Annotated in this window: 19 protein-coding genes and 1 tRNA gene; 8 read left to right on the top strand and 12 right to left on the bottom strand. The window is 68.1% G+C overall.

Annotation, left to right across the window (positions count from 1 at the left end; genetic code table 11):
• From O2W53_RS05480 to O2W53_RS05470, 3 genes are all read right to left on the bottom strand, one after another.
• Entirely contained in the window at positions 1 to 2535 is a 2535-nt protein-coding gene (locus O2W53_RS05480) for an excinuclease ABC subunit UvrA (protein WP_269162007.1), read from the bottom strand.
• 79 nt (positions 2536 to 2614) lie between these two features.
• Positions 2615 to 3592: an AAA family ATPase gene (locus O2W53_RS05475; protein WP_269162006.1), complete on the bottom strand. Its 978-nt coding sequence runs from the start codon at positions 3590 to 3592 to the stop codon at positions 2615 to 2617.
• 502 nt (positions 3593 to 4094) lie between these two features.
• Positions 4095 to 5228 (bottom strand): DUF4062 domain-containing protein, encoded by a 1134-nt coding sequence (locus O2W53_RS05470; protein ID WP_269162005.1) that lies wholly within the window; start codon positions 5226 to 5228, stop codon positions 4095 to 4097.
• Here O2W53_RS05470 and O2W53_RS05465 point away from each other — a divergent pair.
• A complete protein-coding gene (locus O2W53_RS05465; RefSeq protein ID WP_269162004.1) occupies positions 5203 to 5520 on the top strand; it encodes a hypothetical protein in 318 nt (105 codons plus the stop codon). The two genes, O2W53_RS05470 and O2W53_RS05465, sit on opposite strands and share 26 nt — an antisense overlap.
• 42 nt (positions 5521 to 5562) lie before the next feature.
• Here O2W53_RS05465 and O2W53_RS05460 read toward each other — a convergent pair whose 3' ends face one another.
• A complete protein-coding gene (locus tag O2W53_RS05460) occupies positions 5563 to 6006 on the bottom strand; it encodes an HNH endonuclease (RefSeq protein ID WP_269162003.1) in 444 nt (147 codons plus the stop codon).
• Between the two features lie 622 nt (positions 6007 to 6628).
• On the opposite strand from O2W53_RS05460, the gene O2W53_RS05455 reads away from it, so the two are divergent.
• The 3 genes from O2W53_RS05455 (at position 6629) to O2W53_RS05445 (ending at position 14135) form a co-directional block, all read left to right on the top strand.
• Positions 6629 to 8773 carry a site-specific DNA-methyltransferase gene (locus O2W53_RS05455; RefSeq protein ID WP_269162002.1) on the top strand — a complete coding sequence of 715 codons (2145 nt, stop codon included), beginning with the start codon at positions 6629 to 6631 and terminating at the stop codon, positions 8771 to 8773.
• 2 nt (positions 8774 to 8775) lie between these two features.
• Positions 8776 to 11361: a DEAD/DEAH box helicase gene (locus O2W53_RS05450; protein WP_269162001.1), complete on the top strand. Its 2586-nt coding sequence runs from the start codon at positions 8776 to 8778 to the stop codon at positions 11359 to 11361.
• Positions 11362 to 11537: 176 nt separating this feature from the next.
• Positions 11538 to 14135, top strand: a complete 2598-nt coding sequence (locus O2W53_RS05445; protein WP_269162000.1) for an AAA family ATPase — start codon at positions 11538 to 11540, stop codon at positions 14133 to 14135.
• 363 nt (positions 14136 to 14498) lie between these two features.
• Here the strand turns inward: O2W53_RS05445 and O2W53_RS23880 are convergent, their stop codons facing one another.
• Positions 14499 to 14777, bottom strand: a complete 279-nt coding sequence (locus O2W53_RS23880) for a helix-turn-helix domain-containing protein (RefSeq protein WP_442929270.1) — start codon at positions 14775 to 14777, stop codon at positions 14499 to 14501.
• Positions 14778 to 15205: 428 nt separating this feature from the next.
• Positions 15206 to 16021 carry a TIGR02391 family protein gene (locus O2W53_RS05440; RefSeq protein WP_269161999.1) on the bottom strand — a complete coding sequence of 272 codons (816 nt, stop codon included), beginning with the start codon at positions 16019 to 16021 and terminating at the stop codon, positions 15206 to 15208.
• A 662-nt stretch (positions 16022 to 16683) separates the two neighbouring features.
• Between O2W53_RS05440 and O2W53_RS05435 the strand changes: the two genes are divergently transcribed.
• Both O2W53_RS05435 and O2W53_RS05430 read left to right on the top strand, forming a co-directional pair.
• Positions 16684 to 16866: a hypothetical protein gene (locus O2W53_RS05435; RefSeq protein WP_269161998.1), complete on the top strand. Its 183-nt coding sequence runs from the start codon at positions 16684 to 16686 to the stop codon at positions 16864 to 16866.
• A 144-nt stretch (positions 16867 to 17010) separates the two neighbouring features.
• Positions 17011 to 17205: a helix-turn-helix transcriptional regulator gene (locus O2W53_RS05430; RefSeq protein ID WP_269161997.1), complete on the top strand. Its 195-nt coding sequence runs from the start codon at positions 17011 to 17013 to the stop codon at positions 17203 to 17205.
• 300 nt (positions 17206 to 17505) lie between these two features.
• Here the strand turns inward: O2W53_RS05430 and O2W53_RS05425 are convergent, their stop codons facing one another.
• The 3 genes from O2W53_RS05425 to O2W53_RS05415 all read right to left on the bottom strand — a co-directional run bounded on the left by O2W53_RS05425 (position 17506) and on the right by O2W53_RS05415 (position 20368).
• Complete coding sequence (locus O2W53_RS05425) at positions 17506 to 18633, bottom strand: hypothetical protein (protein ID WP_269161996.1); 1128 nt, start codon at positions 18631 to 18633, stop codon at positions 17506 to 17508.
• 347 nt (positions 18634 to 18980) lie between these two features.
• Positions 18981 to 20216, bottom strand: a complete 1236-nt coding sequence (locus O2W53_RS05420; RefSeq protein ID WP_269161995.1) for a site-specific integrase — start codon at positions 20214 to 20216, stop codon at positions 18981 to 18983.
• 79 nt (positions 20217 to 20295) lie between these two features.
• Positions 20296 to 20368, bottom strand: a tRNA-Asn gene (locus tag O2W53_RS05415).
• 180 nt (positions 20369 to 20548) lie between these two features.
• On the opposite strand from O2W53_RS05415, the gene O2W53_RS05410 reads away from it, so the two are divergent.
• Both O2W53_RS05410 and O2W53_RS05405 read left to right on the top strand, forming a co-directional pair.
• Entirely contained in the window at positions 20549 to 21598 is a 1050-nt protein-coding gene (locus tag O2W53_RS05410; RefSeq protein WP_269161994.1) for a GGDEF domain-containing protein, read from the top strand.
• A gap of 68 nt (positions 21599 to 21666) precedes the next feature.
• Positions 21667 to 21879, top strand: coding sequence for a hypothetical protein (locus O2W53_RS05405; RefSeq protein WP_036333700.1), 213 nt, complete (start codon positions 21667 to 21669; stop codon positions 21877 to 21879).
• A 7-nt stretch (positions 21880 to 21886) separates the two neighbouring features.
• Here O2W53_RS05405 and O2W53_RS05400 read toward each other — a convergent pair whose 3' ends face one another.
• Genes O2W53_RS05400 through O2W53_RS05390 form a run of 3 tightly spaced genes read right to left on the bottom strand, consistent with a single transcriptional unit; the run spans position 21887 to position 24812 of the window.
• Positions 21887 to 22447: a hypothetical protein gene (locus O2W53_RS05400; protein WP_269161993.1), complete on the bottom strand. Its 561-nt coding sequence runs from the start codon at positions 22445 to 22447 to the stop codon at positions 21887 to 21889.
• A complete protein-coding gene (gene dnaG / locus O2W53_RS05395) occupies positions 22444 to 24330 on the bottom strand; it encodes a DNA primase (RefSeq protein ID WP_269161992.1) in 1887 nt (628 codons plus the stop codon). The genes O2W53_RS05400 and dnaG overlap by 4 nt, the downstream gene beginning before the upstream one ends.
• Positions 24330 to 24812, bottom strand: coding sequence for a hypothetical protein (locus O2W53_RS05390; protein ID WP_269161991.1), 483 nt, complete (start codon positions 24810 to 24812; stop codon positions 24330 to 24332). Before O2W53_RS05390 ends, dnaG begins: the two co-directional genes overlap by 1 nt.
• Between the last annotated feature and the right edge of the window lie 5 nt (positions 24813 to 24817).

The raw sequence follows: 24817 nt of genomic DNA, 5'->3' as shown, positions 1-24817 counted from the left end.
TCAGGACGCCGGCAGCCGGGGAGCCAGGAAGCGGGCCGTCCGGCTGTCCGCCGCAACGGCCACCAGCTCGGGCGGACCGGCGGCAACGATGCGACCGCCCTGGTCGCCCGCCCCGGGGCCCAGGTCGATGACCCAGTCGGCGCCCGCGACGACGTCCATGTCGTGCTCGACCACCACCACGGTGTTGCCGGCGTCGACGAGCTGGTGCAGGTGGCGCACCAGCAGCTCCACGTCGGCGGGGTGCAGCCCGGTGGTCGGCTCGTCCAGGACGTAGAGGGTGTGCCCGCGGAGGGCCCGCTGCAGCTCGCTGGCCAGCTTCACCCGCTGCGCCTCACCACCGGACAGCTCCGTCGCCGGCTGGCCGAGGCGCAGGTAGCCCAGGCCCACCTCCTGCAGCACCCGCAGGCTGGTGGCCACCGAGGGCAGGTCGGCGAGGAAGTCCGCCGCCGCCTCGACGGTCAGGTCGAGCACCTCGGCGATGTTCTTGCCGCGGTGGGTCACCTGCAGCGTCTCCGGGTCGTACCGCGCGCCGGAGCAGGTCGGGCAGGGCGAGTAGGTGCTGGGCAGGAACAGCAGCTCGACGGTGACGAACCCCTCGCCCTGGCAGGTCGGGCAGCGCCCCTCGGCCACGTTGAAGGAGAACCGCCCGGCGCTGTAGCCGCGTGCCCGCGCCTCGTCGGTGCCGGCGAACAGCTTGCGCACCGCGTCGAAGAGCCCGGTGTAGGTGGCCAGGTTCGACCGCGGCGTGCGCCCGATGGGCTTCTGGTCGACCCGTACCAGCCGGTCGACGGCGTCCAGCCCCTCGGCCTGCATCGCCGTCCCGTCGGTGTCCTGGACGTCGTCGTCGGAGTCGGCGGCAGGGTCGTCGGGGTCGGCCGGAGACGTCGCAGGTGAGCCGACCCGCCGGGCGACGACGTCGGTGAGCACCTGGCTGACGAGGGTGGACTTGCCCGAGCCGGAGACGCCGGTGACCGCGGTGAAGACGCCCAGCGGGACGTCGGCGTCCACGTCGCGCAGGTTGTGCCGGTCGATGCCGCGCAGCCGCAGCTGTCCGGAGGGCTGCCGCCGCGGCCGGCTCGGCACGGGTCCCCGATCGAAAAGGAAGCGCCGGGTCACCGACTCCTCGACCTCGGCCAGGCCGGCGACCGGACCGCCGTACAGCACCCGGCCGCCCCGCTCACCGGCATGCGGGCCCACGTCGACGATCCAGTCCGCCCTGCGGGCCAGCCCCATGTCGTGCTCGATCACGAACAACGAGTTGCCGGCCGCGGTGAGCTGGTCGAGCACCTCCAGCAGCGGTTCGGCGTCGGCCGGGTGCAGCCCCGCCGACGGCTCGTCCAGCACGTAGACCACGCCGAACAGGCCGGACCGCAGCTGGGTGGCGATACGCAGCCGCTGCAGCTCGCCCGGGGAGAGCGTCGGTGTGGTCCGGTCCAGGCTGAGGTAGCCCAGGCCCAGACGGGTGAGCACTTCGATCCGGGCGACGAGGTCGGCGGCGATGCGCACCGCGACGTCGGTGGTCTCGCCCGAGTCCGCCGCCGCCCATGCAGCGGTGGTGCCGGGCGCCTGGGCGGCCGCCCGGAACGTCTCGACCAGCGCGGACAGTGGCAGCCCGGCCAGCTCGGCGATGCTCTTGCCGGCGAAGGTGACGGCCAGCGACTCGGGCCGGAGCCGGCTGCCGCCGCACACGGGGCAGGGCGAGGTGCGGACGTAGCGCAGCACCCGCTGGCGCAAGGTGGGGCTCTTGGAGTTCGCCAGGGTGTGCAGCACCAGGGCCCGCGCACCGGTGTACCTGCCCTGGTAGTTCCGCTGCACCTGGCCCACCCCGCGGACCGGGTGCACGGTGACCTCGGGCTGCTCGTCGGTGAACAGGATCCAGTCACGCTCGGCCTGCGGCAGGTCCCGCCACGGCCGGTCGATGTCGTGCCCGAGCTCGACCAAGATGTCGCGCAGGTTCTTGCCGTGCCAGGCGCCCGGCCAGGAAGCGATCGCGCCGTCCCGGATGCTCAGCGACGGGTCGGGCACGAGGGAGTCCTCGGTGACCAGGTGGACCCGGCCGAGGCCCGAGCACTCGCGGCAGGCCCCCGCGGACGTGTTCGGCGAGAAGGCGTCGGAGTCCAACCGCTCGGTCGTCCCGGGCGGGTACGTGCCCGCGCGGGAGAACAGCATGCGCAGCGAGTTGGACAGCGTCGTCACGGTGCCGACGGTGGAGCGGCTGCTGGGCGCGCCCCGGCTCTGCTGCAACGCCACGGCGGGCGGCAGCCCGGTGATCTCGTCGACGGCCGGAGCGCCGACCTGCTGGATGAGCCGGCGGGCGTACGGGGCGACGGACTCGAAGTACCGGCGCTGCGCCTCCGCGTAGATCGTGCCGAACGCCAGCGACGACTTCCCGGAGCCGGAGACGCCGGTGAAGACGACCATCGCGTCCCGAGGCACCTCGACGTCGACGTTGCGCAGGTTGTGCTCGCGTGCGCCGCGGACCCGGACGCAGGAGTCCACCGGCAGGGCGGCGGGCGGGCCGGGCTCGTCGATCACGGTCACCAGCCTGACGCCGGCTCCCGCTGGGGCCGCGCGCGGGGCACCGGCACCGATGCGCTCAGGCTTCGCGCGTCGACTACTCGCCCAGCGTGTGCGCAGCCTCGGTGATGTCGCTCGCGGTGAGCGTCGACACGTCGGCACGGTCGAGCGCATCCACACTCCGGCCCGCGTTGCGCGTCAGCCGCAGCGCCTGGCGGTTGAGCGCCTGCTCGAACAGCGTGCGAGCGAAGCGGGCGTTACCTGACTCCTGATCCGAGGTGAGGCCGCCAAGGGTGCGGCGGAGGGTCACCTCGGCGCCAGCCTCCAGCACGTACTCGTGCTGGGCCAGGACGTTGGTGAAGATCGCTTCGAGCTCGTCCGTCGAGTAGTCGGGGAACTCGATCTCGCGGGCGAACCGTGAGCGGAGGCCGGGGTTCGAGAGCAGGAACTGCTCCATCAGCCGGGGATAGCCGGCCACGATCACCACCAGGCGGTGGCGGTGGTCCTCCATGCGCTTGAGCAGGACCTCGATCGCCTCCGGCCCGAAGTCCAGCCGGCCGTCGCCCTCCGGGGACAGCGAGTACGCCTCGTCGATGAAGAGGACCCCGTCGAGTGCCCGGCGGATCACGCGGTCGGTCTTGATCGCGGTCGCTCCGACGTACTGCCCGACCAGAGCGGCCCGGTCGACCTCCACCAGGTGGCCCTTCTGCAGCAAGCCGACCGCCCGGTACATCTCTGCCAGCAGCCGCGCCACCGTGGTCTTGCCTGTGCCCGGGTTTCCGAGGAACACCAGGTGCTGGGACGTCGCCGCCTCGGGCAGGCCGTGCGCCTTGCGGCGGGCCTGCACCTGCAGGAAGGCGACGAGCGCCTGCACCTGCTCCTTCACCGCGACCAGCCCGATGAGCCCGTCGAGTTCCGCCTGGATCACCGGCAGGGGTCGGGCCGGGCCGGGGCGGCCGCCGAAGAGGTCGTTCATCAGGTCGTCCACGCCGCGGAGACCGGGCCGCGGGAGCTGCTCGCCCAGCCGACCGACGGTCTCGCGGAGGTCGTCCAACGGCTTGCGGTTGGACGCCATGCCGCGAGCGTAGGCGTTCCAGGGACGGGGGGCCCGTCATGAGCTGCTGCCCAGCGGCGACGGTGGACGGGCTCCGACACCATGCGCCTGGGCGGGCCCGGTCAGGGCAACAAAAAGTCCCCCGACCGGCGTCTCCGCCGGCCAGAGGCCTGGGTGGCTCCCCCGATAGGACTTGAACCTATAACCCTGCGATTTGATGTTGGGCTAGTTGATCATTATTGGCAGTTGGTGGCACATCGCGCTGAACTGCGGGGCTTATGTTTGCCGGCGTCGGTGACATGAGCTCGTCTCAAGACGTTTTCGATGAGTAAACGATGCCTAACCGAGACAATCAACCACCGGCGCGGACCCGTCCGGCTCGGCCAAGCGCTCCCGTTCCCCGCCAAAGGCAAAGCGAGGCCAGAGAGACCGCCCGACATTGACACGAAGCCGGCCCTGACCGGGGGACCGTTCGGCTGACCGCCAGTGGAGGAAGATCCATCTGCAGTGGCCGAGCCCGCGGCTATCGCGCCTGGCGCATCCCGTCGAGTAGTTCAGCTGCTAGCTCGGCCGCGACATCGCCGCTGTGATCCATGACGGCACGGAGGGATACGGTGGCGGTTGGATTCATCACCGAAGCTGCGCCCGTGGTCATCCGCATGATGCCCTGATGACGACCGCCGACCTTGGCCGGATCACCTTCAAATAGCCGGTCGAGCGGAGACAGTGACGCCGCCGGCGCCACAGTGTCAGTCCCGGGCGGCACGGCCCCAGCCGCCAGGACCATCAGGCGCGCCAGCCTCCGCTGAAGTTCCTCTCGGTTCACCAAGGCGCCCATCGAGTCGGTCGGGAGCGCCTCAAAAACCGTGACCTGTCCGCTCCGATGCGCCAGCAGTCCCCGGTAGGTGTGCTCCTGTCGATCGCTGAGGAAGCCAGCCCCTCCCCCGTGCTGATTTGGCACCCACGACCAAGCCACTGCTGGGTCGCTCGACGCCTGAACCGCGTCAGTTTCGGCGAAGAACCCCGCGTCGCGGGCGGAGCGGGTCAACAGTGTGGGCAGCCCTTGCAGCTGCGTTGCTCGCAACGGCTGAGCGCTCACCGGCACGAGATGGACGTCTAGCACCGGGGCATAGAGGCCTGCGTGGCGAACGGCCGGAACCTTCCAACGCCAGACGATCTCGGCGGGTGCAGGCAACGTTGACCACTCAAGTGCAGCAGGGCCGAGCGTCACTCCTGCCAGTGCCGCCGTCACTGCCAGGTTCAGGCTCAGTGGGTCGACAAAGCTGTCTCGGAAGTAGCCGTTGACGTAGGACTGCACGCGGGCCTTGAACTCCGCCTGGCGCGGCTCGTCCTCCTCATCGATGTCCTTGACGAAGGCCAAGATCTCCTTCCCCAGACGCCGCGCGTGCTCAAACTCCTCCTCCGTGGGGGCCTTGCCCGTGTCGGGGAGGGGGTCGCCGTAGCGCGGGCCGAGCAGCAGCACGTAGACGTCGCATGCTTCGACTCCGGCGAGACAGGCCTCCCGCGACGAGCGCCCCTGAGCGGTGAAGTCTTCGAAGCGCACAGGCTCGTAGGGCGCAACCACCTTCAGCTGAGCAGCCAAAGCATCACGCTCGGCCTTGAGTGCGTAGGTGACCGACGAGATGAAGACCTTCATGGCCACGACGCTAGCGACCAGCACTGACACCTCGACACGGGTCTGTTGCCGGGATGTCACACTCTGCTGCCAGGCTTGGAGCATGGACATGTCTGTGAGGACCACGACCTACGGCGGAACGCCCGAGCCGCGCCGCGTGCGCGTCCCTAACCGCGACGACGTCGGTGTCGTCGTCGTACCGGGGAAGAACTTCGGGATGTCGCCGGCCATCTACTGCCTGGGGATCCACTTCCCGGAGACCGGCGAGTGTCTGTACTACGACGCGAAGCGGGTCCGAGACGCCGATGAGTGACGGGGAGGATGCCACGCCCCTGCCAACAAGAACCGACCGCTGTCAGGTGCTGAGACCGTCCAGCGCGCGGCCCTCGACGTCAGGTAGCCGGTTGCCGGCTTCGTCGTAGAGCCGTCGCCCGAAGGGATACCACCGGTCCTCGAAGGGACTGTCGAACGACGTGCGCAGCCTGGTTGCTTCGGCCGGGCGCTGGTAGCGACGGCGATTGTTCTCCGCCCGGGTGATGGGTTCAAGGTGATCAGGGTTCTGGCACCAAGTGCAGCAACAGCGGTGATCCACAACCAGGTCGTACGGGATGTCAAGTCCGCTGGAGAGCGGTCCACGCCACCCGATGCGCCGGGATGGGCTGACCACGCCAGTGCGCTTGCCCGTACCGCTGTCGAAGCGCTGGGCGCCATGCCAGGGCCAACAAGACTCGTGCCCTGCCGACTGGTCGACGTAGGGCCAGAAGCGCTCGCCACGTCGCTGTAGGTACTTCCTGGGCACCGGATCCCAGCGGTAGACAACGCCACCGGATCCTGGCGCTGGGCGGAAGACGGGCGGGCGGACCCGCCGTTTCGACGTATGCGCTGTTGTTCCCGACGACGCGAACGCCGCGCTTCCTCTTGAGCTGCAGCTGCGCGCATCTCGGCGTAGATCTTCTGGTTGCGCGCCCGGGTTTCGGCGCTCTTGCGATTTCGATCCGCCCGCTGCTCTGGCGTGATGTTGGCCCAGTAGGCATCCCGGCCAGCGCGTGCGTGGCCCAGCCAGTGCTCCCAGCTCGACGTCATGGGCGATGTTGACACAGGTCTTGATGGGCGCCGAGCGACCTGGCCCCCTAGCAGCACGTTCACAACAGCTCCGCCGGCCCCCGGACTCTCGCGCCCAAACGTCCCGCGGGTTCATCGACACCACAGTGGCCACAGGCGTTAACGGTCTGCTCCCCTGAGACTTCGCCGCGTAGCTGACGGATTAGGATCCGTGGCCGCAGCGGGGCCGACAGACGGGCCGCTGCTCGGCGGCGATCTGCCGTCGCTACGGGGGAGGAACACGGTTTGACGCCGAAGTGCGAGGGCTGCATCGAGCACGCTCGACCGAAAACGTACGTGCGCTCTCCCGGTGGCGCCTGATGTCCAGGCTTACGGAGCTGCTGCACGAGCTCAAGAGCAAGGACGCCCAACTCGCGGCCGACCTCGCAGCCGAGGTGAAGGTCCTGTCGTCGCGACGCGCCTTCGGTCTGAACTTCGAGCCCCACCAGCCCGAAGCTGTTCAGCTGCCTCAACGTGCCATCCGCAAGGGCGACAAGGTGCGAGTGCTGCCCGAGCGTGGCAGCACCCAGCGCGGCGACCACCGCCTCTGGCGCGTCACGAAGATGGAAACGATCGACGGGGTCCGGGTAGCCCACCTGGAGCTTCGCGGCGTCGAGGAGCCCGAGACCCAGGTTGTAGAGGCCGAGAACCTGGTCGTTGTCGCCGAGTTCCGTGATCCGATCTATCCGGGACTGCGCAGCACCGGCCGCGTCGAGCAGGGTGGCGACAAGCCCTTCCACACGGTTATCAACGCCGAGAACTTTCATGCTCTCCAGACTTTGCTCTACACCCACCGCAGCTCGGTCGACTGCATCTACATCGACCCTCCGTACAACACGGGCGCAAAGGACTGGAAGTACAACAACGACTACGTCGACGGCGAGGACCTCTACCGACACTCCAAGTGGCTGGCCTTCATGGAACGGCGGCTCAAGCTGGCGAAGGAGCTGCTGAATCCCGACGACTCGGTCCTCATCGTCACGATCGATGAAAAAGAGTATCTACGACTCGGGTTACTGCTGGACCAGGTCTTCCCAGAAGCTGACGTACAAATGGTGAGCGACGTCATCAATCGAGCTGGCACGCCGAGAGCTAGTCGTTTCTCGCGCGTCGACGAGTACGTCTTTTTCGTGTTCCTCGGCCAAGGAGGAGCGGTTCCCTGGACCTCAACCATGCTCGGAGATGACGACACATCGTCTTCCATGCCCACTGTGTGGTTCACCGCGGTCCGGCGCGGGGGCGGCTCCGGTCGAGAAGACAAAAAGTCAGGAAAGGCGAGTTTCTATCCGGTCGTCATCGATGCAGCTTCGGGCAAGTTCATTCGGGTCGGCGACCCCGTGCCGCATGGTGTTCCGCGGCACGAGGTCCCGATGGCTGAAGGTGAGCTGGCTATCTGGCCGCTAGCTAATGACGGGCGCGAGAATCGCTGGCGATTCTCGGCCGATGTGATGCGGCGGTACTTCGAGAATGGCACAGCCCGTCTCGGCAAGCGCGACCCTGTCACGGGACTTCGCCCGGTCACCTACCTCCAGCCCGGAACGGTAGAAAACATCGCCAACGGAACTTTCGAGGTGACGGGTCGAAGCGCCGAAGGCGCTCTTGAACTCGCGCTTGGAGATCGCGCGAAGTCCGTCGTTCCCCGCACGGTATGGAACAAGACGAGCCACTTTGCGCGAGACCACGGGTCGGCCCTCGTCGCTCGACTGCTCCCCGGTCGCCTTTTCCCCTTCCCAAAATCGCTTTACGCAGTGGAAGACGCTCTCCGATTCTTCGTGGCCAACAAGCCAGATGCTGTGGTGTGTGACTTCTTCGCAGGTTCGGGCACAACTGCACACGCGGTGATGAGGTTGAATCGGCAGGACGACGGTCGTCGGACCTCTATCAGCGTCACCAACAACGAGGTGTCGGCTGACGAGCAACAAGCGCTTCTCCGCCAAGGACTGCGGCCGGGCGAGCCAGAATGGGAAAAGCATGGAATCTGCGAGTTCGTTACCAAGCCACGACTGAGAGCGGCAATCACTGGACGCCGGCCAGGTGGCGAGCCAATCGACGGCGACTACAAGTTCACCGATGAGTTCCCAATGAGCGATGGCCTCGAAGAGAACATCGAGTTCTTCACGCTCACCTATCAGGCGCCGTTGAGCGTGAGTCACAACCGGGCCTATACGTCCGTGGCGCCGCTGCTTTGGTTGCGGGCCGGCTCAGAAGGACGGCGGATCGACACCCTGCCGTCCGACGGTTGGCAAGTGGTCGACACCTACGGCCTGATTGTCGACCTCGACCACGCTGCGAAGTTCGTCGCCGCGATCGCAGAGAGCGCCACAGTGCGCATGGCCTTCATCGTCACGAACGACGACCGGCGTTTCCAGATGATCTGCGCCGACCTACCTGGCCGGGTCGAACCAGTCCGGCTCTACGAGTCGTACTTGGCCAATTTCGAGATCAACACTGGCCGGGAGTTGTAGTCATGAAGTACACGCTGAAGGACTACCAGTCCGACGCCGTCACCGACGTCCTCGGCAACCTGCGCAAGGCACGTCGCTACTTCCACCTCGAGGGCGACCGCACCGCGTTCTCGCTCACCGCAGTCACCGGCGCCGGCAAGACTGTCATGGCAGCCGCGGTCATTGAGGCGCTCTTCGCCGGGAGCGACAGCTTTGACTTCGAGCCCGACCCGGGCGCGGTGGTCCTGTGGTTCTCCGACGACCCATCACTCAACGAGCAGACCCGCTTTCGTCTGCTCGAGGCATCGGACCGTATCGGCCACTCCAACCTGGTCGTGGTCCAGCCGACCTTCAACGCCGAGAAGTTCGATCCGGGCAAGGTGTACTTCCTCAACACCCAGAAGCTCGGCAAGAAGTCTCTCCTCGTCCGAGGCCATGACGACGACGAGGACGCGCGTCGCCTGCCGAGCATGAGGACCGCGGTGCGTCCCGACCTCCGCGCACACACGATCTGGGACACGATCACCAACACCATCGAAGACCCGAACCTCACGTTGTACCTGGTCCTCGACGAGGCACATCGCGGCATGGGGGCGACGAACGAGCGAGAGAAGTTCTCGATCGTCCAACGCCTCATCAACGGCCATGGCGACGTGCCACCGCTTCCGGTCGTTTGGGGCATCAGCGCAACCGTCGAGCGCTTCGACACAGCCATGAAGGGCGTCGAGGGGCGCACGACGCTGCCTGGCGTCCAGGTTGACTCCGCCTTGGTCCAGCAGTCCGGGCTGCTCAAAGACGACATCATCCTCGACATCCCCGCCGAGGCTGGCCGGTTTGACACGGTCTTGCTCACGCGTGCGACGCGCAAGATCATCGACTCGACCGACGCATGGGCCAAGTACGCAGCAGAGCAGGGAGAGACGGAGCCAGTGGTTCCGCTGCTGGTGCTCCAGTCCCCCAACACGCCGTCGAACGAGACCCTGCAGCGAGCGCTGGACACCATCTACGGCGAGTGGGACGACCTCCCCGCCGGCGCCGTCGCACACGTCTTCGGCGACCACGTCACAATGCAGCTGGGCCCGTGGACCGTGCCTCACATCGCGCCAGAGCGAGTCCAGGACGCCAAGCACGTGCGCGTGTTGCTGGCCAAGGACGCAATCTCCACTGGCTGGGACTGCCCTCGTGCTGAGGTACTCGTCTCCTTCCGGCCGGCTCAAGACAAGACCCACATCACTCAGCTTCTGGGCCGCATGGTGCGTACGCCGCTGGCGCGACGCATCCCCGGAGACGAGCGACTGAACTCCGTCGAATGCCTGCTGCCCTTCTTCGATCGCAAGACCGCCACCTCAGTGGCCAAGACCTTGATGAACAGCAGCGACGGTGATGACGGTGACGGGGGCAGCGGCGGCGGTGCTGGGCGCCGCGTCCTCTTCGACCCCGTCGAGATGAAGCCCAACCCCGATCTGCGCGAAGAGATCTGGGAGTGCTTCGACGCACTGCCTAGCCAGTCGCTCCCGAAGCGAGGCGCCAAGCCAATCAAGCGCCTCACTGCCCTCGCCCAGGCGCTCGCCGATGATGAGCTGCTTCCCGACGCTGGCAAGACCGCGCACAAGCAACTGCACGCTGTCTTGGACGGCCTCGCCGTTCGTTACAAGCCCGAGGTGGAAGCCGCCACCACAGACGTCGAAACCGTCGAAGGCGAAACGGTCCATGGCCACCTTGGCGGAACGGTTGACTACAGCGCCTTCTCTGAAGTCGCTGACGACCGTGTGATCGCCGACGCCTACCGCGCAGCCGAGCGCGCGTTCAGCGCCGACATCGCCCGCACCTACGCGGAGCACCTCGCCGGCGACGACGATGACGCCCTGCGAGACGCCCACGTGCGGATCGCAGCACTCGCCCTCGTGCCGGAGATCAAGCAGGCCTTGGAAGAGGAGGCCGAGAAGCTCACGGCTTCATGGCTTGCCAGTTACCGCGTCGACATCAAGAGCCTCACGGACGAACGACAAGCGCTCTACAACGAGCTGCGAGCCATGTCGACGGAGCCGCAGCAGGTCTTCCTCACTCGGCCCAAGGTGCGCCAGGAAGACACGAAGGAACGGGGCGCAGACGGCAACGAGACGGCGCTTCCGACTCGGCCGAAGCACCTGCTCTGCGCCGAGGATGGCACGTTCCCCGTGGGCAGCCTCAACGGCTGGGAGATCGACGTCGTCGACGAGGAGCTCGGCCGCAAGGGCAGCCTTGCCTGGTACCGCAACCCCCCTCGAGCGGCCGAAGAGTCTCTAGCCATCTCCTTCCGTGACGGCAAGGGGGCATGGAAGTCGCTGCGGCCGGACTTTGTCTTCTTCAGCGAAACCTCCTCGGGTGAGATTCGCGCCAGCCTCGTCGACCCGCACAGCCACCACCTCGGAGACGCGCTCCCGAAGCTGCGGGGACTGGCTGCCTTCGCCGCCAACTTCGACGGGGCATTCCAGCGCATCGAGGGAGTCACGAAGCTCCAGGACACTCTCCGCGTGCTGGACCTGACCAAGGAAAGCGTCAGGACGGCCATCGCCGAGGCCACCGACGCTGAGGCTCTATACGTCGGCCCCCACGCGAGCGACTACTGACTTCCGATCACCTGGCAACGGGCGCACGCGCCGACGGGCGGTCATTGCCAAGTCTCGACGGGCGTCGTCGGCCGGACTCGCGTCCGCCCGCGGTGACCACCGGCCCATAAGCACAGCGTGTTCGTCCCACTACGGTGCTTGACTGCGGGCGTCAGACGCACGGGGGAAGGACTGCTTTGAGCATCGAGGACGAGATCACCGCGTGGGCAGCCACCCGGCCGGTCTGGAACACCCAAGTACTGCAAGCACTGATGACCGGGGCCGTGATCTCGGATGAGACCGTGGCCTCCATCGCCGACCACTTGGTGGACGGCTCGCCAGTAGCGCTGGCCCCGGCCCTGCCTGTTCCGGCTGGCGCGGCGACGACCGGCACGAACACCGTCACGATCCACGGCATCAGCAACACCCAGGACGTGAACGCGCTCGCGCGTGACCAGCACCTGACTTTCGCGCCGGCCGGCGTCACGGTTGTCTACGGCGAGAACGGCAGCGGCAAGTCTGGCTACGCCCGTCTGCTCAAGTCCGCAGTGCGCGCTCGACACCGCGAGGACGTCCTGCCCGACATCTTCGCCGAAGGCGTGGGCTCCCCGTCTGCGGTAGTCCACTTCGCCGTCGACGACGCCGAGGACACCTGCCCGTGGCCCGGTGGCTCCCGCGCCGTGCTGCGCCAGGTGTCGTTCTACGACGAGGCTTGTGGGGACAGCTACGTCACGAGCGACATGGAGCTGACCTACCGGCCGGCTGCCCTTGCCTTCATGGACCAGTTGATCGGCGTGTCCGACGCGGTGCGCACCGAAGTAGAGCGTCGCCTCAGTAAGAACGCGGCAGCCACTAAGGCGTTGCCTCACCTGAAGGCAACCACCACAGCCGGCCAGCTGCTGGCCCGACTCAGCGCTGCGACATCGCCTCAGGCCATCGACGACCTCGTCACGCTGCTTGAGGGCGCCGCCAACCTCCCAGCCGACGTCGCTGAGCGCCTCATCGAAGCTGAGCGGGAGCATGTCCGACTCCGGGCGAGTGACCCTGCGCTGGAGCGCAAGCGCTACACCGACGCTGCCGCCAGGCGGGAGACGGTCGCCAACCACATCCGCGCACTCGACGGATCCCTCGGCACAACTGCCATGGATCGGCTGAACAGCCTTGCGGCCACCGCGGCAGAGCTGCGAGCAGCAGCCACTGTGGCGTCATCGAGTGGCTTCGGCGCAGAACCAGTCCCTGGCGTAGGCAGCTCTACCTGGCGAGCACTGTGGGAAGCAGCAAGGGCGTTCTCTGAGGCTGAGGCCTATCCGGGTCATGCCTTCCCAGTAGCCGACGAGGGCGACACGTGTGTGCTGTGTCATCAGCAGCTCGATGAACCTGCCCGTGGGCGCCTGAGCCGCTTCGAGGCGTTTGTCCGTGACGACACCTCGCGTCGCGCTCAGGCCGCCGAGGGCGACTTGCGTCAAGCCGTCGACAACGCGCTCGCGCGGGAGCCGCTGCCGAGCACCGTCGAAGCAGCGCTGCAACTGCTTGATGACCTCGGCGATCCTTCCGTCACAGAGGCTCGTACGGTCCTGGCCGCCTTCGCGCAGCGCCACGAGTTGCTGAAGACCTGGGATCGATCAGCCGCGGGGACACACTGGGGAAAGGCCCCCGGACTCGGCGTCGCGGAGACGCTGCTCGGCAAGGCTCGTCAGGACCGTGAGTCAGCGGCTGGGATCGATGACGGCGGATTCGCAGCCAGCCTCGATCGAGCTGCCCGCGAGCATGACGAGTTGCAGGCAAGCGTCGAGTTCTCAGCTGAGTACGACAACGTCGTTGCTGAGGTGACGCGGCGACGCGAACAGTCGCGCCTCGAAGCTGCCCGACGGGCAACCGACACCTCCGGAATCACTCGCAAATCCACCGAACTTGCCCGTGTGTTCGTAACCGACGTGGTCCGCGACCGCTTCACCCGCGAACTGGACCGCCTTCACCTGGACCGTGTGACCCTCCGAGACACCGGCGGTCGCAAGGGTCAGTTGCTTCATCGGCCCGCGTTCTTGGGCTCAGCCCGCAACGTCGCGCTCGACACCGTCTTGAGCGAAGGCGAGCAGACAGCACTCGGGCTCGCGGGCTTCTTCACCGAGGCGTACTTCGATTCGACGAAGTCAGCGCTGGTCTTCGACGACCCCATCTCCTCACTCGATGCCAACCGTCGGCGCTACGTCGCCGAGCGCTTGGTGCAGTTGGCCGCCGATCGCCAGGTGGTCGTCTTCACCCATGACTCAACGTTTGCAGCCGAGCTGCGGCGGGCCAGCCAGGACGGCAGTGTGCCGTTCACGCCGCGGTCGGTGGAGCGCTCTGGAGCCAAGACGCCAGGGATCTGCCAGGACCGGCACCCGTGGGACCTGAAGGACATCGACGATCGGTTCAAGTGGCTCGAGACTCGCCTGACCAAGATCCGCAGCGAGCGGGCCGACTTGGACTTCGACGACTACGACGAGGCCGTCAGTCTTTGGGCCGGCCGGTTGTCCATGACCTGGGAGCGGATCCTCACCCTCGAGGTGGCAGGGCGCATCTTTGATCGCGGCACCATGCAGGTGAAGCCCATGTCGTTCCGGATGCTCGTCCAGATCAGCCAGGAAGACGACGACGAGTTCCAGCGAAGCTACGGCCAGTGCTCCGAATGGGCGGCCCGCCACGACAAGAGCGCCGAGCTGAACTACAGCCCACCTGAGCCAAGCGAGCTGCAGGCCGAGCTGGACAAGGTGAAGGCTTGGCGCAAGAAGATCAAGAAGTACCTCAGCGTTTGAGACCCCTCATCAAACAGGCACTTACGTCGAAGGTCCCTAATGCCCTATCCACCGCGGCCTCAGCTGAGGCCGCTACCCGAGTTCGCCGGCACCGCCAGACCGCGACCCGACCCGGCTGTGCAGGCGCGCGTCGAGCACTTCGTGCTCGATCAGTACAGCGCGGGGCGTTCACTCCGGGAGATCGGCGAACTCACCGACCGGTCCTTCTCGGCTGTCCGCAACATCCTGTAAAACACGGGGTCATCCGGCGCGAAGCTGGCGCGACAGTGATGAGCGCGTCTGAGGACCGCGGGCTGGCCGACCCCGGCACCTGACTGCGGCCCAAGCGGTGGCCGCAACCGACATCGCAACGGTGCGGCTAGCTCACACGGCTCGGCCGCGGCGGCGCTTGCGGTCTGCCCTGGCCCGATCTGCCGCCCTCCGACGGTCGGGGGTCCAACTCCGACCCACTCTCCATCCTCGCGGCCTGATCGTCACGCCGCCCTCAACGAGGATCGCCCGGATCGTGTCCGTCTTGCGGTGCCACTCCTCCGCGAGCTGCTTGATGCCCTCTCCTGCCGAGTAGGCAGCTCGGATGCGCTCCTTCTCTTCGTCACTCGGCGTCGTACGCGAAATCAAAGTTCCCCTCTCGCGGGGCTCCATTCTGACGTCAGCACAGCTCGCAGTCGAGTGAGCTGGCCGAACGAAGGAGCACGTGCACATGACCGCATCGACCATCTCGACCCGCGTGGCAGCGGCGCGCCGCCACGCATCGCGGGTCGCCGCCTCGGGAGCGCTGACCTATCACGCAGCCCCCACCACCGCCGCTGCGGTCCACCTGCTGGGCCTCCGCCCTGCTGGCACGTCGGGCCGCAACCACAACGCCGCCACATGCGCGTGTCCGGTCGTGTCGATCGAATCAGCGACGACCTGGAACGCCGACTGCCCGCCGGCACCCCCGGCCGGCCAGCCTCGCGCCTGGGGCGTCCTGAAGCGATAAGTCCGCTCAGGGGCCGGGGCATAAGCCCCGGCCCCTGCAGCTGTGACCACCATCTACGAGGCGGAGCTTCCTGGTGATCACGCCTCTGCAGCTAGGGCCGCTTGGTGACGACCGCTCCGTCGAGGCGGCGGTGCAGATAGGAGAGCATCGAGAACAGGTCAAGCGCGTCGACCTCGCTCACCGGCCACTCGGTGCGGGGTGCGTGCGCCGTGGGGTTCCGGAACGTGCCGGTGATGCCCCGCAGCAGGTTGGCAAAGCCAGCTTGCTCGCTTCCTTCGCTCTTGGTCGTGTTGTCATTGATACGGATGACTGGTGTCTGCTTGGTGAAGCAGGCGTCGACCAGCTCAGCTCCGTCAAGCGTGCTTCCGCTCATCACTCGTAGGCGCTCGGACAGTCCTTTTGTGGCTTCGAAGACGGCGTGGAAGATCGATCGCCTCAGCAGCTCCTCCTCGCAGTAGCGAAGCACCTCGGCGTGCACCCCGCGGCGCGTTAGCTCGCCCCGGAGTCGGCCGGTGAGCCGCGCGACCTCATCGAGGGTGCGTGCTTGCTCAGCCTTGACCATTTGGCCCTGATCGTTGATCCGTAGACCCACCATTGAGAGCACTTCGTTCACACCGGCTTGTAGAGCCTCGAAGCGGCCGGGGTCGCCGATGTAGCGCGACGGCGCCATGGCGTGGACGACGAAAGTGAATAACCGGTGGCTCGACCGGTCAAGCACCTGACGGTTCCAGAGCGCAGCCGAGAGGCGTTTGCGCTTAGTGGCTGACGGCCACGGGTCCTCGATGCGCAGCGACTCCAGCAAGCGGCCGATCTCTGGCCCCTTCAAGCCAGGCCACTCCGTCTCGGCCAGCACCGCGCTGAGAGAGTCCACGACACCCTCAGGCCACGGCGGTTTGGGGGTTGCCACGCCAGCACCGTAGCTGCGAGCAGCCATCCAACTGACCACCGATGTGTCTCCGGCGATTGAGGCACCGCCGGTATGGCGACAGAACTTCCTCGGGTGCCGACGTGACTCGAATCCTCCAGGTACACAGCCGCAAAGTCGGAGTCGGGCCACGATCACACGACCACGCTGACCAGGCCGGCGTGAGTCCTGTTCCGGCGACGCCACCTGCGACGCCACAACCCGGCGTCAGGGCACTTCCATGATCACGAGCACACTCCAAGATCATAAACGACACACCTCCTGCACCCAGGCCTGCCGTTGCGTCGTGACGCATCGGGGTGACGTCGGCTAGAACATTCGTCCGGACCGTCGACGACGTGAGCAGACGTCGAAATGCATCCATGCGGTTCGGGGCCCAGCGCCGAGCAACGCGGCGGCCGAACGCTTCACACTCCTGCGATGCGGCAGCAGATCCGACACAGAAGGTCGAGTCCGTTGCGCAGGCCCGGCGGCGCGCCGCGTCGACGTGCGGTTGGTGCGGCGGCCCGATCACCGTTAAGGCGACAGGGCGACTTCCCAAGTGGTGCTCGGCGACGTGCCGGCAACGCGCATGGGAACAAGCACGTGCAGCTTCGTCGGGGCTCTCGGCGGTGCAGGTCGTCGAACGACGCGTGGAGACCCCGGTGCCGATCCCTCCGACCCGCCACGACTGGGCCGGCATGCTCGGTGACCTCGTCACCCAGCTCGACACCGGCCGCATCTACAACCGGGACTTGGACGAGCTATCCGTCGTACTGACCGCGGTAGGCGTCTCGATGACCCGCCGGCTCTACATCCGCAGCCGTACGGCACCTCGCCCACACTGACCACGACGCCGGGGTGACGTGCCAGTCCGCCCGGGGTGACGTCGACCAGCTGGACGTCACCCCAACGCTGTTGGCAGCACCCGCACGACGCCAGCGCCTCCTGAGGATGACCGGCTCCACCCATCGTCGTCCGAGGAGACGCCCATGACCGTTCGCCTGCTGACCACCGAAGAGGTCGCCGCACGCTTCCGCACCAGCCCCGCCACCGTCCGCTACTGGCGGCACGTCGGCATCGGCCCCGCCGGGATCAAGGTCGGCCGTCGGGTGCTTTACGACGAGGCGGAGTGCGACCGGTGGTGGGATACGAAGGTCGCGGCGTCGCTGCACGACACCCACTGAGCCCTCGAGCCGCCACCGGTACGTCACTGCCTGCGGCCGGCACTGTCAACCGGGCTGTCCGAGCTCAACCCGCTTGCCCTCATCCTCGGCGTGCAGCCCCAGGCAACGCGAGATTACGCACCGCGAGCCACCGGGTCGGCAGCCCGAAGAAATTAGGCGTCAACTCCCAGCATGCGCTCGATCCGGCCGTCTTTGCCTGCCGTAACGAGCGGGTCGACACCCCTCGCCGATCGCCAGGACTCAGTGCCACGGCCGGCAACGCCATTGCCCGAGCGGCGCAGCGAGGATGTTGGAAAGGGTCTATGCGTCAAGACGCCCTATTGGGACCGCGCCCATCGCCTCGACAAGCGGCATCCCTGTCCGAGGGTCCACGCGAAAGGTCTCGATGGGACGAAATGTCGTGCGGGCGAAGGCCAGGTATGCAAGCGGTTTCGTTCGGAAGTCCGGATTGCTTTGCAGCGATTCGGCAAGCTCCCGCGTGTTGCCAGCGTACCCTCCAACTCCCGGGATGAATTTGCATACTCTCAAGAGAGAGGAGCGACTCAGTCGCCGCAGTCCTGCTTCTCGAAGATATGTCTCTGCTTCTGTAACTTGATCATTAACTTCATCGATTACGCGGTCAAGCATTCGGAAACGGAAGTCCTCGTCACTTTCCCGCGCCAATATATCAACTCGCTCCTCGATGTGCCGTCGCAGGTCCGGGAGCAAGCTTCCATGCCGTTCACGGAACTTTAAGATCGCGGTAGTGGCCAGCGGTTCGTCAGGAACCGGTAGGACCATCTCGAGTAGCTGGGATCGTATCTCGGCAACTCGCCCGTCCGCTCGTGCGCGCCTCATCGCACGGGAGTAAGGCCAGCTTTCATTCCCAGCAGGAAGAAGACCCGAAAGGAGCGCCAAGAGAGCTTCCTGCTCGTCCGTGGTCGGCACCCAGGAGAATTCCGGAGTTACGCCATTTGGGCGATCTTCCTCCTGTGCCTGACAGAGCGCAAGAGCAAGCGCTGCCATAAAGTCCGCAGCTGTCCGCGTCTCGACGGCGATCCATCGACCTCGTCTACTAGCCGCAGGGCCAGCAAGTCCCAACTCACGGACCTGCTCAAGGCCTGATTGATAGGTCACCCATTTGTCCGCGTGGATATTCACAACGTCACCGCGGTCGAAGTTTCTCCTCCGGTGACGAACATCTTCGGAACTCAGATTTGCCAGATATCGGTCAAAGCGATGCCGTAGAGCCGGGCCTGCCTCGCTCGGCACCAGCTGGCGAACAAGGCCGGCGCGGACCAGGTCAAGTGTGTAAGGATCCAGCTGATCGGGCGACTGAATGTACGAATCTGGCACAATATTGCCAACAAGATCCCAATAGAGCAGGGTACGCGTCCACCAGGCTGACGGCGGAACCGCAATGTACGGGAAGTAGAGCGCCGCCTGCATGAGGATAAAGATAGAGGTCGACGGATGCTAAGTGAAGCTCTCCGGACGCCACGTTGATGATCAAACTGCCGGTGCCGCGGTAGCGGTCGTCGCGGATGCCCGCTTCTGCAGCACGTCAGGAACCGCGACTCGTAGCGGCAGAGTGATCATGGCCTCCAGGCGGAGGCGGGACAGACGCCACCACCACTGGAGGACGAGCGGACGCTCGATGGGTCAAGACGCGCTCCGTCGCCAACTGAACAGGCCCGGGGCCGCGGCCCCTTCCACACCCGATTGAGCGAACGACAGCGGTCGCGGTACTAGTCAGCGCCGACCATGTCACCTACCCCTCGAAGTAGGCGATTCGGTCACCGGCCTAACACTCGGGCGGCTTCGGCGCTGACCACCTGGCGGCCGAAGTAGACGTCCAACGTCATCGAGGGGTTGGCGTGGCCGAGCTGGTCGGCGACCTGGCGCGGGGTGAAGCCAGCTTCGTCGAGCCGGGTGGCGACGGTCTTGCGGAGCGTGTGCGAGGTGACCCAGGACCACGGCCCCTCGGCACAGCGGAGCGGGCGGCCGGCGGCCGTCGTGCTCGTCGCCGGCTGAAAGCCAGTCCCGTCGCAGACGTCACACTCGAAGCTGTCCAGCACCTGACGCAGATCCCCGGAGACGCTGTTCGGGTCGCGCAGCGTCCCAGCAAACGGTGCCGGGAACACCAGCTCAGTCTCCGGCCGCGACGAAGCGGCCAGCCGGCGGCGCACCATCTCGACGGCGAACTCCGGCACGGCGATGATCCGCCAGCCGGCGGCGGTCTTGGTCCGCGGCTGCACGACCATCCCTTGCTTGGGCACGCGCACCGCGGTTGCGTTGACCTCCCAGGTGCCAGCGTCCAGGTCGAGCAGCGGCCGGCCGGCGGTCTCCCCCGTCCGCAGCGCCACCGCCTCGCCGATCCGGGCGCCGGTGGCCAGCATCCAGTCGACGATGTCGACCAGGTCCAACTCGGCCGCCCGCGGGCTGGCGGAGAACAGCTCGACCAGCCGGGTGGTCTGCTCGACGGTCAGCGCCCGGGGCGCCTTCTTGGCGGTGGTGTCGATCCGGACGGTGGCGTCGCGCACGGGGTTGGCGACGATGGCGCCGTCGTCGATGGCCTGGGAGAACATGCCCGACAGGCAGGCGCGGGCGGTCTTGGCCGCACCGGGCCCGCTGGTCCTGGCGATCGCGGTGAGCGCACGGCCGACCCGGCCGGGGGTGACCTCCTGCAGCGTCAGCTGGCCGAAGGCGGGCAGCACGGAGGTGCGGATGACCGAGCGGTAGGTGCGCTCGGTGCCGGTCGACCAGCCGTGGTCAGCGTCCAGCCACGCATCGACGAGTGCGGACACCCGGGAGCTGGCGGTGATGACTCCGGCTCCCCCGGGCCCGCGGCGGGCGGCCAGCTCGGTCTTCAGCGCCCGCTCAGCGGCAGCGCGGCTGATGCCGGTCTTGGAGACCAGCCGGGTGCGGCCGTCGAAGTCCCGGAACCGGGCGCGGGCCTGGATCTCACCGCTGGGCAGGAGCAGGAAGCCGATCTTGCCGAACGTGCCCACCGGCAGCGGCGGTCGTCCCATGCGGCACCTGCCCTCATCGGTTTCCGATGAGTTGATGATGCCTGGCTGGAAGCTCCAGAGCTATAAGCCCTGGTCAGAGCTCCCCCGATAGGACTTGAACCTATAACCCTGCGATTAACAGTCGCATGCTCTGCCAATTGAGCTACGGGGGATCGGCGGGTGGTGCCCGCGCGCCCTCAGAGATTACCTCACGCCCGGGCCGGTCCCGGGCCGGGGGTGGCTCCCGGCGGGTCGCATCCCCGGCACCCGCCCGGGTGAGGGCGGTCAAGCCGGGCGTGACCGCTGCCGACGCTCTGTGTATGCGGGAGCTGGGTGAGCGAGCAGTGGCGTGCGTGGGCCGCCACATCGAGTGGCGCGCCGTCACGCTCCTCGCCATCTGCCTGACCGGCAGCATCCCGCTGTTCGTGGTCAGCGGCTTCCAGCGGTCGGTCGGCGCGCATGCCGATGCCAAGCTCGCCGCCCTCGGCGCCTCGATCTGGGGGTGCATGGCCGGCTACGTGGCGATCCGTCGTCGGCTGGGGCCCCGGGACGGCGCCGTCATCATCGGCGCAGCCAGCGCGATCATGATCGTCGAGGGCCTCTGCCAGGAGGAGCTCACCGTCCGCTGGCTGTGTGCTGCGGCGCTGGTGGTGGTGCCCGTGGCCGCCGCGATGCTGCTCCGGAGCTGGGCCGTGGTCGTCACCACGGCCGTCGCGGTGACCGGCGTCGTCGCCATCAGCCTGACGCTGCCCACCCCACCGCTGCTGCGGGTCTACTCCGCGCTGACGATGTCCGTCATGGTGCTGGCCCCGATCACCGTCGTCACGATCCTGGTGCGCCGCATGCAGGCCGCCCGCGACCTGGCCCGCACCCTGGCGGTGACCGACCCGCTGACCGGGCTGTCCAACCGCCGCGGCATCGAGGCCCGCGCCGCTTCCGTCCTGGCCGCCGCCGGCGCGGCTGGTGAACCGGTGACCGTGATGGTGCTGGACCTCGACCACTTTAAGACGGTGAACGACACCCATGGGCACGCCGTCGGCGACCGGGTGCTGACCGAGGTCGCCGGCGCGATGACCCGGGGCGCCCGCGCCGACGACCTGCTCGTGCGCCTCGGCGGGGAGGAGCTCGGCTGGGTGGCCCACTTCCCCGGCCCGGAGGAGGTCGCGCGGGCCGCGGAACGCCTGCTCGCCGCCGTGCGGGAGCTGTCGGTGCCCGACGTCCCCCCGGTCACCGTCAGCATCGGGGTGGTCACCTCCGAGCCGCTGCCTGGCCACAGCCCGGTCGACGCGGTCCTCTCCCTGCTCAGCACCGCCGACCGGGCGCTGTACGAGGCCAAGCGGGCCGGTCGCGACCGGATCGCCTACGCCGCCGACCGGCCGCGCGAGCTCAGCCCGACCTCCTGAGTTCGACGGGTCGGAACACCGCTGGGCCGGTAGCGTGATCACTTCCGCCCCAACCCAGGAGGTCCCCCGTGGCCAAGCTGTCCTTCCTCGCCGGCTTCGGTGCCGGTTACGTCCTCGGTGCCAAGGCCGGCCGTGAGCGCTACGAGCAGATCCGCCGCGTCTACAACCACGCCAAGGACGACCCGCGCCTGCAGACCGCCGCCGGCGTGGCCCAGGCACGCGCCGACGCCGCCGTCGACTCGGTGAAGCACCGGCTGGGGAACGAGACCGGCAGCAACTGACCGCCGGTCAGCGGCTCGGGTCGTCGGCGTCCACCGCGGCGGCCAGGCGGTCGCGGGCGACCTGGCGGGCCACCGGATCATCCCGGTCGGCGTCGTCGTCGAAGACCACGGTCCACTCCCGCGCCGCCTGGCCGGGCACCCGGCGGGCCACCAGCAGCACCCCTCCCCCCGTGGGCAGCGGATGCCGCTGGCTGGTCACCACGGTGCGGTCGACCCGGGAGCGCAGCACGCCGGGCAGCCCGCCGGCCTCGCGCAGCACGTGCCGCTGCGGAGCCTGGCGGGCCTGCACCCCGGGCTCCACCTCGACCAGCGGCGTCACCACGAAGGTGCCGCCCGCGCCGGCCGCGCTCCACCGTGCGGTGCCGATCTCGTGCCACGCCAGCAGGGTCGCGCCCTCGCCCGAGCCGGCCGGGACGACGCGCAGGCCGCGCGAGGTGGCCACGGTCCAGCCGCCGTCGACCCGCTCCCCCCACGCCAGGGCCCGCTCCTCGGCCTCCGCGTCCAGCGCCGCGCGCACCGGCTCCGGTGGGCGGGTGAACCTCCCGCGCACCCGCTCGATCAGGCTCACGGGGTCAGCCCGCCGGACGCACGCTTGCGCAGCGAGATGGCCAGCTGCTCGAGGTCCATCAGCTTCTTGAACGCCCGCATGTACTCGTCCTGCGCCTCGATCGGGTTGGTGCGCTGCAGCTTGCCCTTGAGCGCGGCGATCTCCCGGACGGTGGCCATCTCGTGCAGCCGGGCCATCAGGGCGTTGACGTAGGTCGGGTCGTTCTCCCCCACCGCGTGCAACGGCTCGACGGCCAGCGCGGTCAGCATCGCCTTCGCGGTGTCCCGGTCGCAGTGCGCCGTCACCTCCTCCAGCCACGCCGCCCCGGACGTCGTTGCCCCGGCCGCTCCCCCGGCAGCCGACACCGCTGCGGCGACCGCGGCGTAGTCCGGGTGCGTGTAGGAGCTCGGCTCCACCGCGTCGAACTGCGGCCCGGCGATCTCCGGACACTGCAGGGCGGCCTTCACCGCCTCGCGCTCCACCTCGATCGCGGCGTCGTCCGGCGTCCGCTGCGGTGTGCGCGGGCGGGACCTCGGGCGCTCGCCGCCGTTCTCCCCGGCCAGCTGACGCACGCGGGCCACGACCTCGGTCTCGTCGGGCAGGCCGAGCAGGCCGGCCAGCCGGCGGGCGTACGCCGGACGCAGCGCGTGGTCCTTGATCTGGGCGAGCAGCGGCGCCGTCTTGTCCAGGGCAGCGACCCGGCCCTCCACGGTGTCCAGGTCGTAGTCGGCCAGGTGCGTTCGCAGCACGAACTCGATCAGCGGCGTGCGCCGGCCGATCAGGTCACGGACGGCAGCGTCCCCGTGCGCCTGGCGCAGCTCGCACGGGTCGCGGCCCTCCTGCTCCACCGCGACGAAGGTCTGCGCGACGAAGCGCTGGTCCTCCTTGAACGACTTCATCGCCGCCGCCTGACCGGCCGCGTCGCCGTCGAAGGTGTAGACCACCTCCCCGCGGAACTCGTCCTGGTCCATCAGCAGCCGGCGCAGCACGTTGATGTGCTCAGGCCCGAAGGCGGTGCCGCACGAGGCCACCGCCGTGGTCACCCCGGCGACGTGGCAGGCCATCACGTCGGTGTAGCCCTCGACGACGACGGCCTGGTGGTTGCGGGCGATGTCGCGCTTGGCCCGCTCCACGCCGTAGAGGACCGAGCTCTTCTTGTAGAGCGGGGTCTCCGGGGTGTTCAGGTACTTCGGGCCGGGGTCGTCGTCCATCAGCTTCCGGGCGCCGAAGCCGATGACGTCGCCGGTCAGGTCACGGATCGGCCAGAGCAGCCGGCGGTGGAACCGGTCGATCAGCGTGCCGCGAGAGGACTCCTTGGCCAGCCCGCCGGTGACCAGCTCGCTCTGGGTGTAGCCGAGGCCGCGCAGGTGCCGGGTCAGGGTGTCCCAGCCGCCGGGGGCGTAGCCGCAGTTGAAGTCCAGGGCCACCTGCCGGTCGAAGCCGCGGTCGGCGAGGAACGACCGGGCCGGTGCGGCCTCCGGCGTCATCAGCTGGCTCGCGTAGAACTCCGCGGCGGCGGCGTTGGCCGCCACCAGCCGGGCCCGCTGGCCGGCGTGCGCGCGGTCCGGACCGGCAGTGGCCCGGCCGCCGTCGTCCTCGTACTGCAGCTGTACCCCGGCACGGCCGGCGAGCAGCTCGACGGACTCGGCGAAGGAGAGGTGGTCGATCTCCTGGACGAACCGGATGACGTCGCCACCGACCCCACACCCGAAGCAGTGGTACAGGCCTCGCGAGGGGGTGACCTGGAAGGACGGCGACTTCTCGTCGTGGAACGGGCAGAGGCCCTTGAGGCTGCCGCCGCCGGCGCGCTTGAGCTGCAGGTGCTCGCCGATGATCTCGTCGATCTTGGTGCGCTCACGGACGAGCGCGATGTCCGCGGCGCGGATGCGCCCCCGCCCGGCCATCAGCTCGCCGCTCCGGCCGTCATCGTCCGCCGGCCCAGCACGAACTCGAACCACAGCAGGAAGACTGCGTGGTCGAGAGCCAGACCCGGTTCGACGGTCAGCGTGGGGTGCGGCGACCAGCGGCCGGTGGTGCCGCTCTCGGCCAGCGGCCGGCCGCCGGTGCGGTAGCAGCGGGGCGTCTTCCACCACGACGCCGCCGTCACCTCGACCGGGGTGCCCTCCAGCTCCACCTCCCAGGTGTTCTTCCAGAGCGAGACCTGGCGGGCGCGCAGCCGCACACTCTCCGCCGGCTCCTGGGCCCAGCGACCGACCAGCTCACGGTTGCCCTGCCGCCGGAAGGCCCAGTGCCGGCCCCCAACCTCCGCGGTGGCGGCTTCCTTCCAGTTGGCCGCGCGCAGCGTCGCCACCACGGCACCCTCGGAGAGCACCGGGACGATGCCCCGCTCGGTGCCGTGCGACCCGCTCTTGCCCAGCTCGAACACGGTGC

The sequence above is a fragment of the Modestobacter sp. VKM Ac-2978 genome (assembly GCF_026968025.1).
In the GTDB taxonomy this organism is placed as follows: Bacteria; Actinomycetota; Actinomycetes; order Mycobacteriales; family Geodermatophilaceae; genus Modestobacter.
This window is presented reverse-complemented; position numbering and strand designations above follow the sequence as displayed.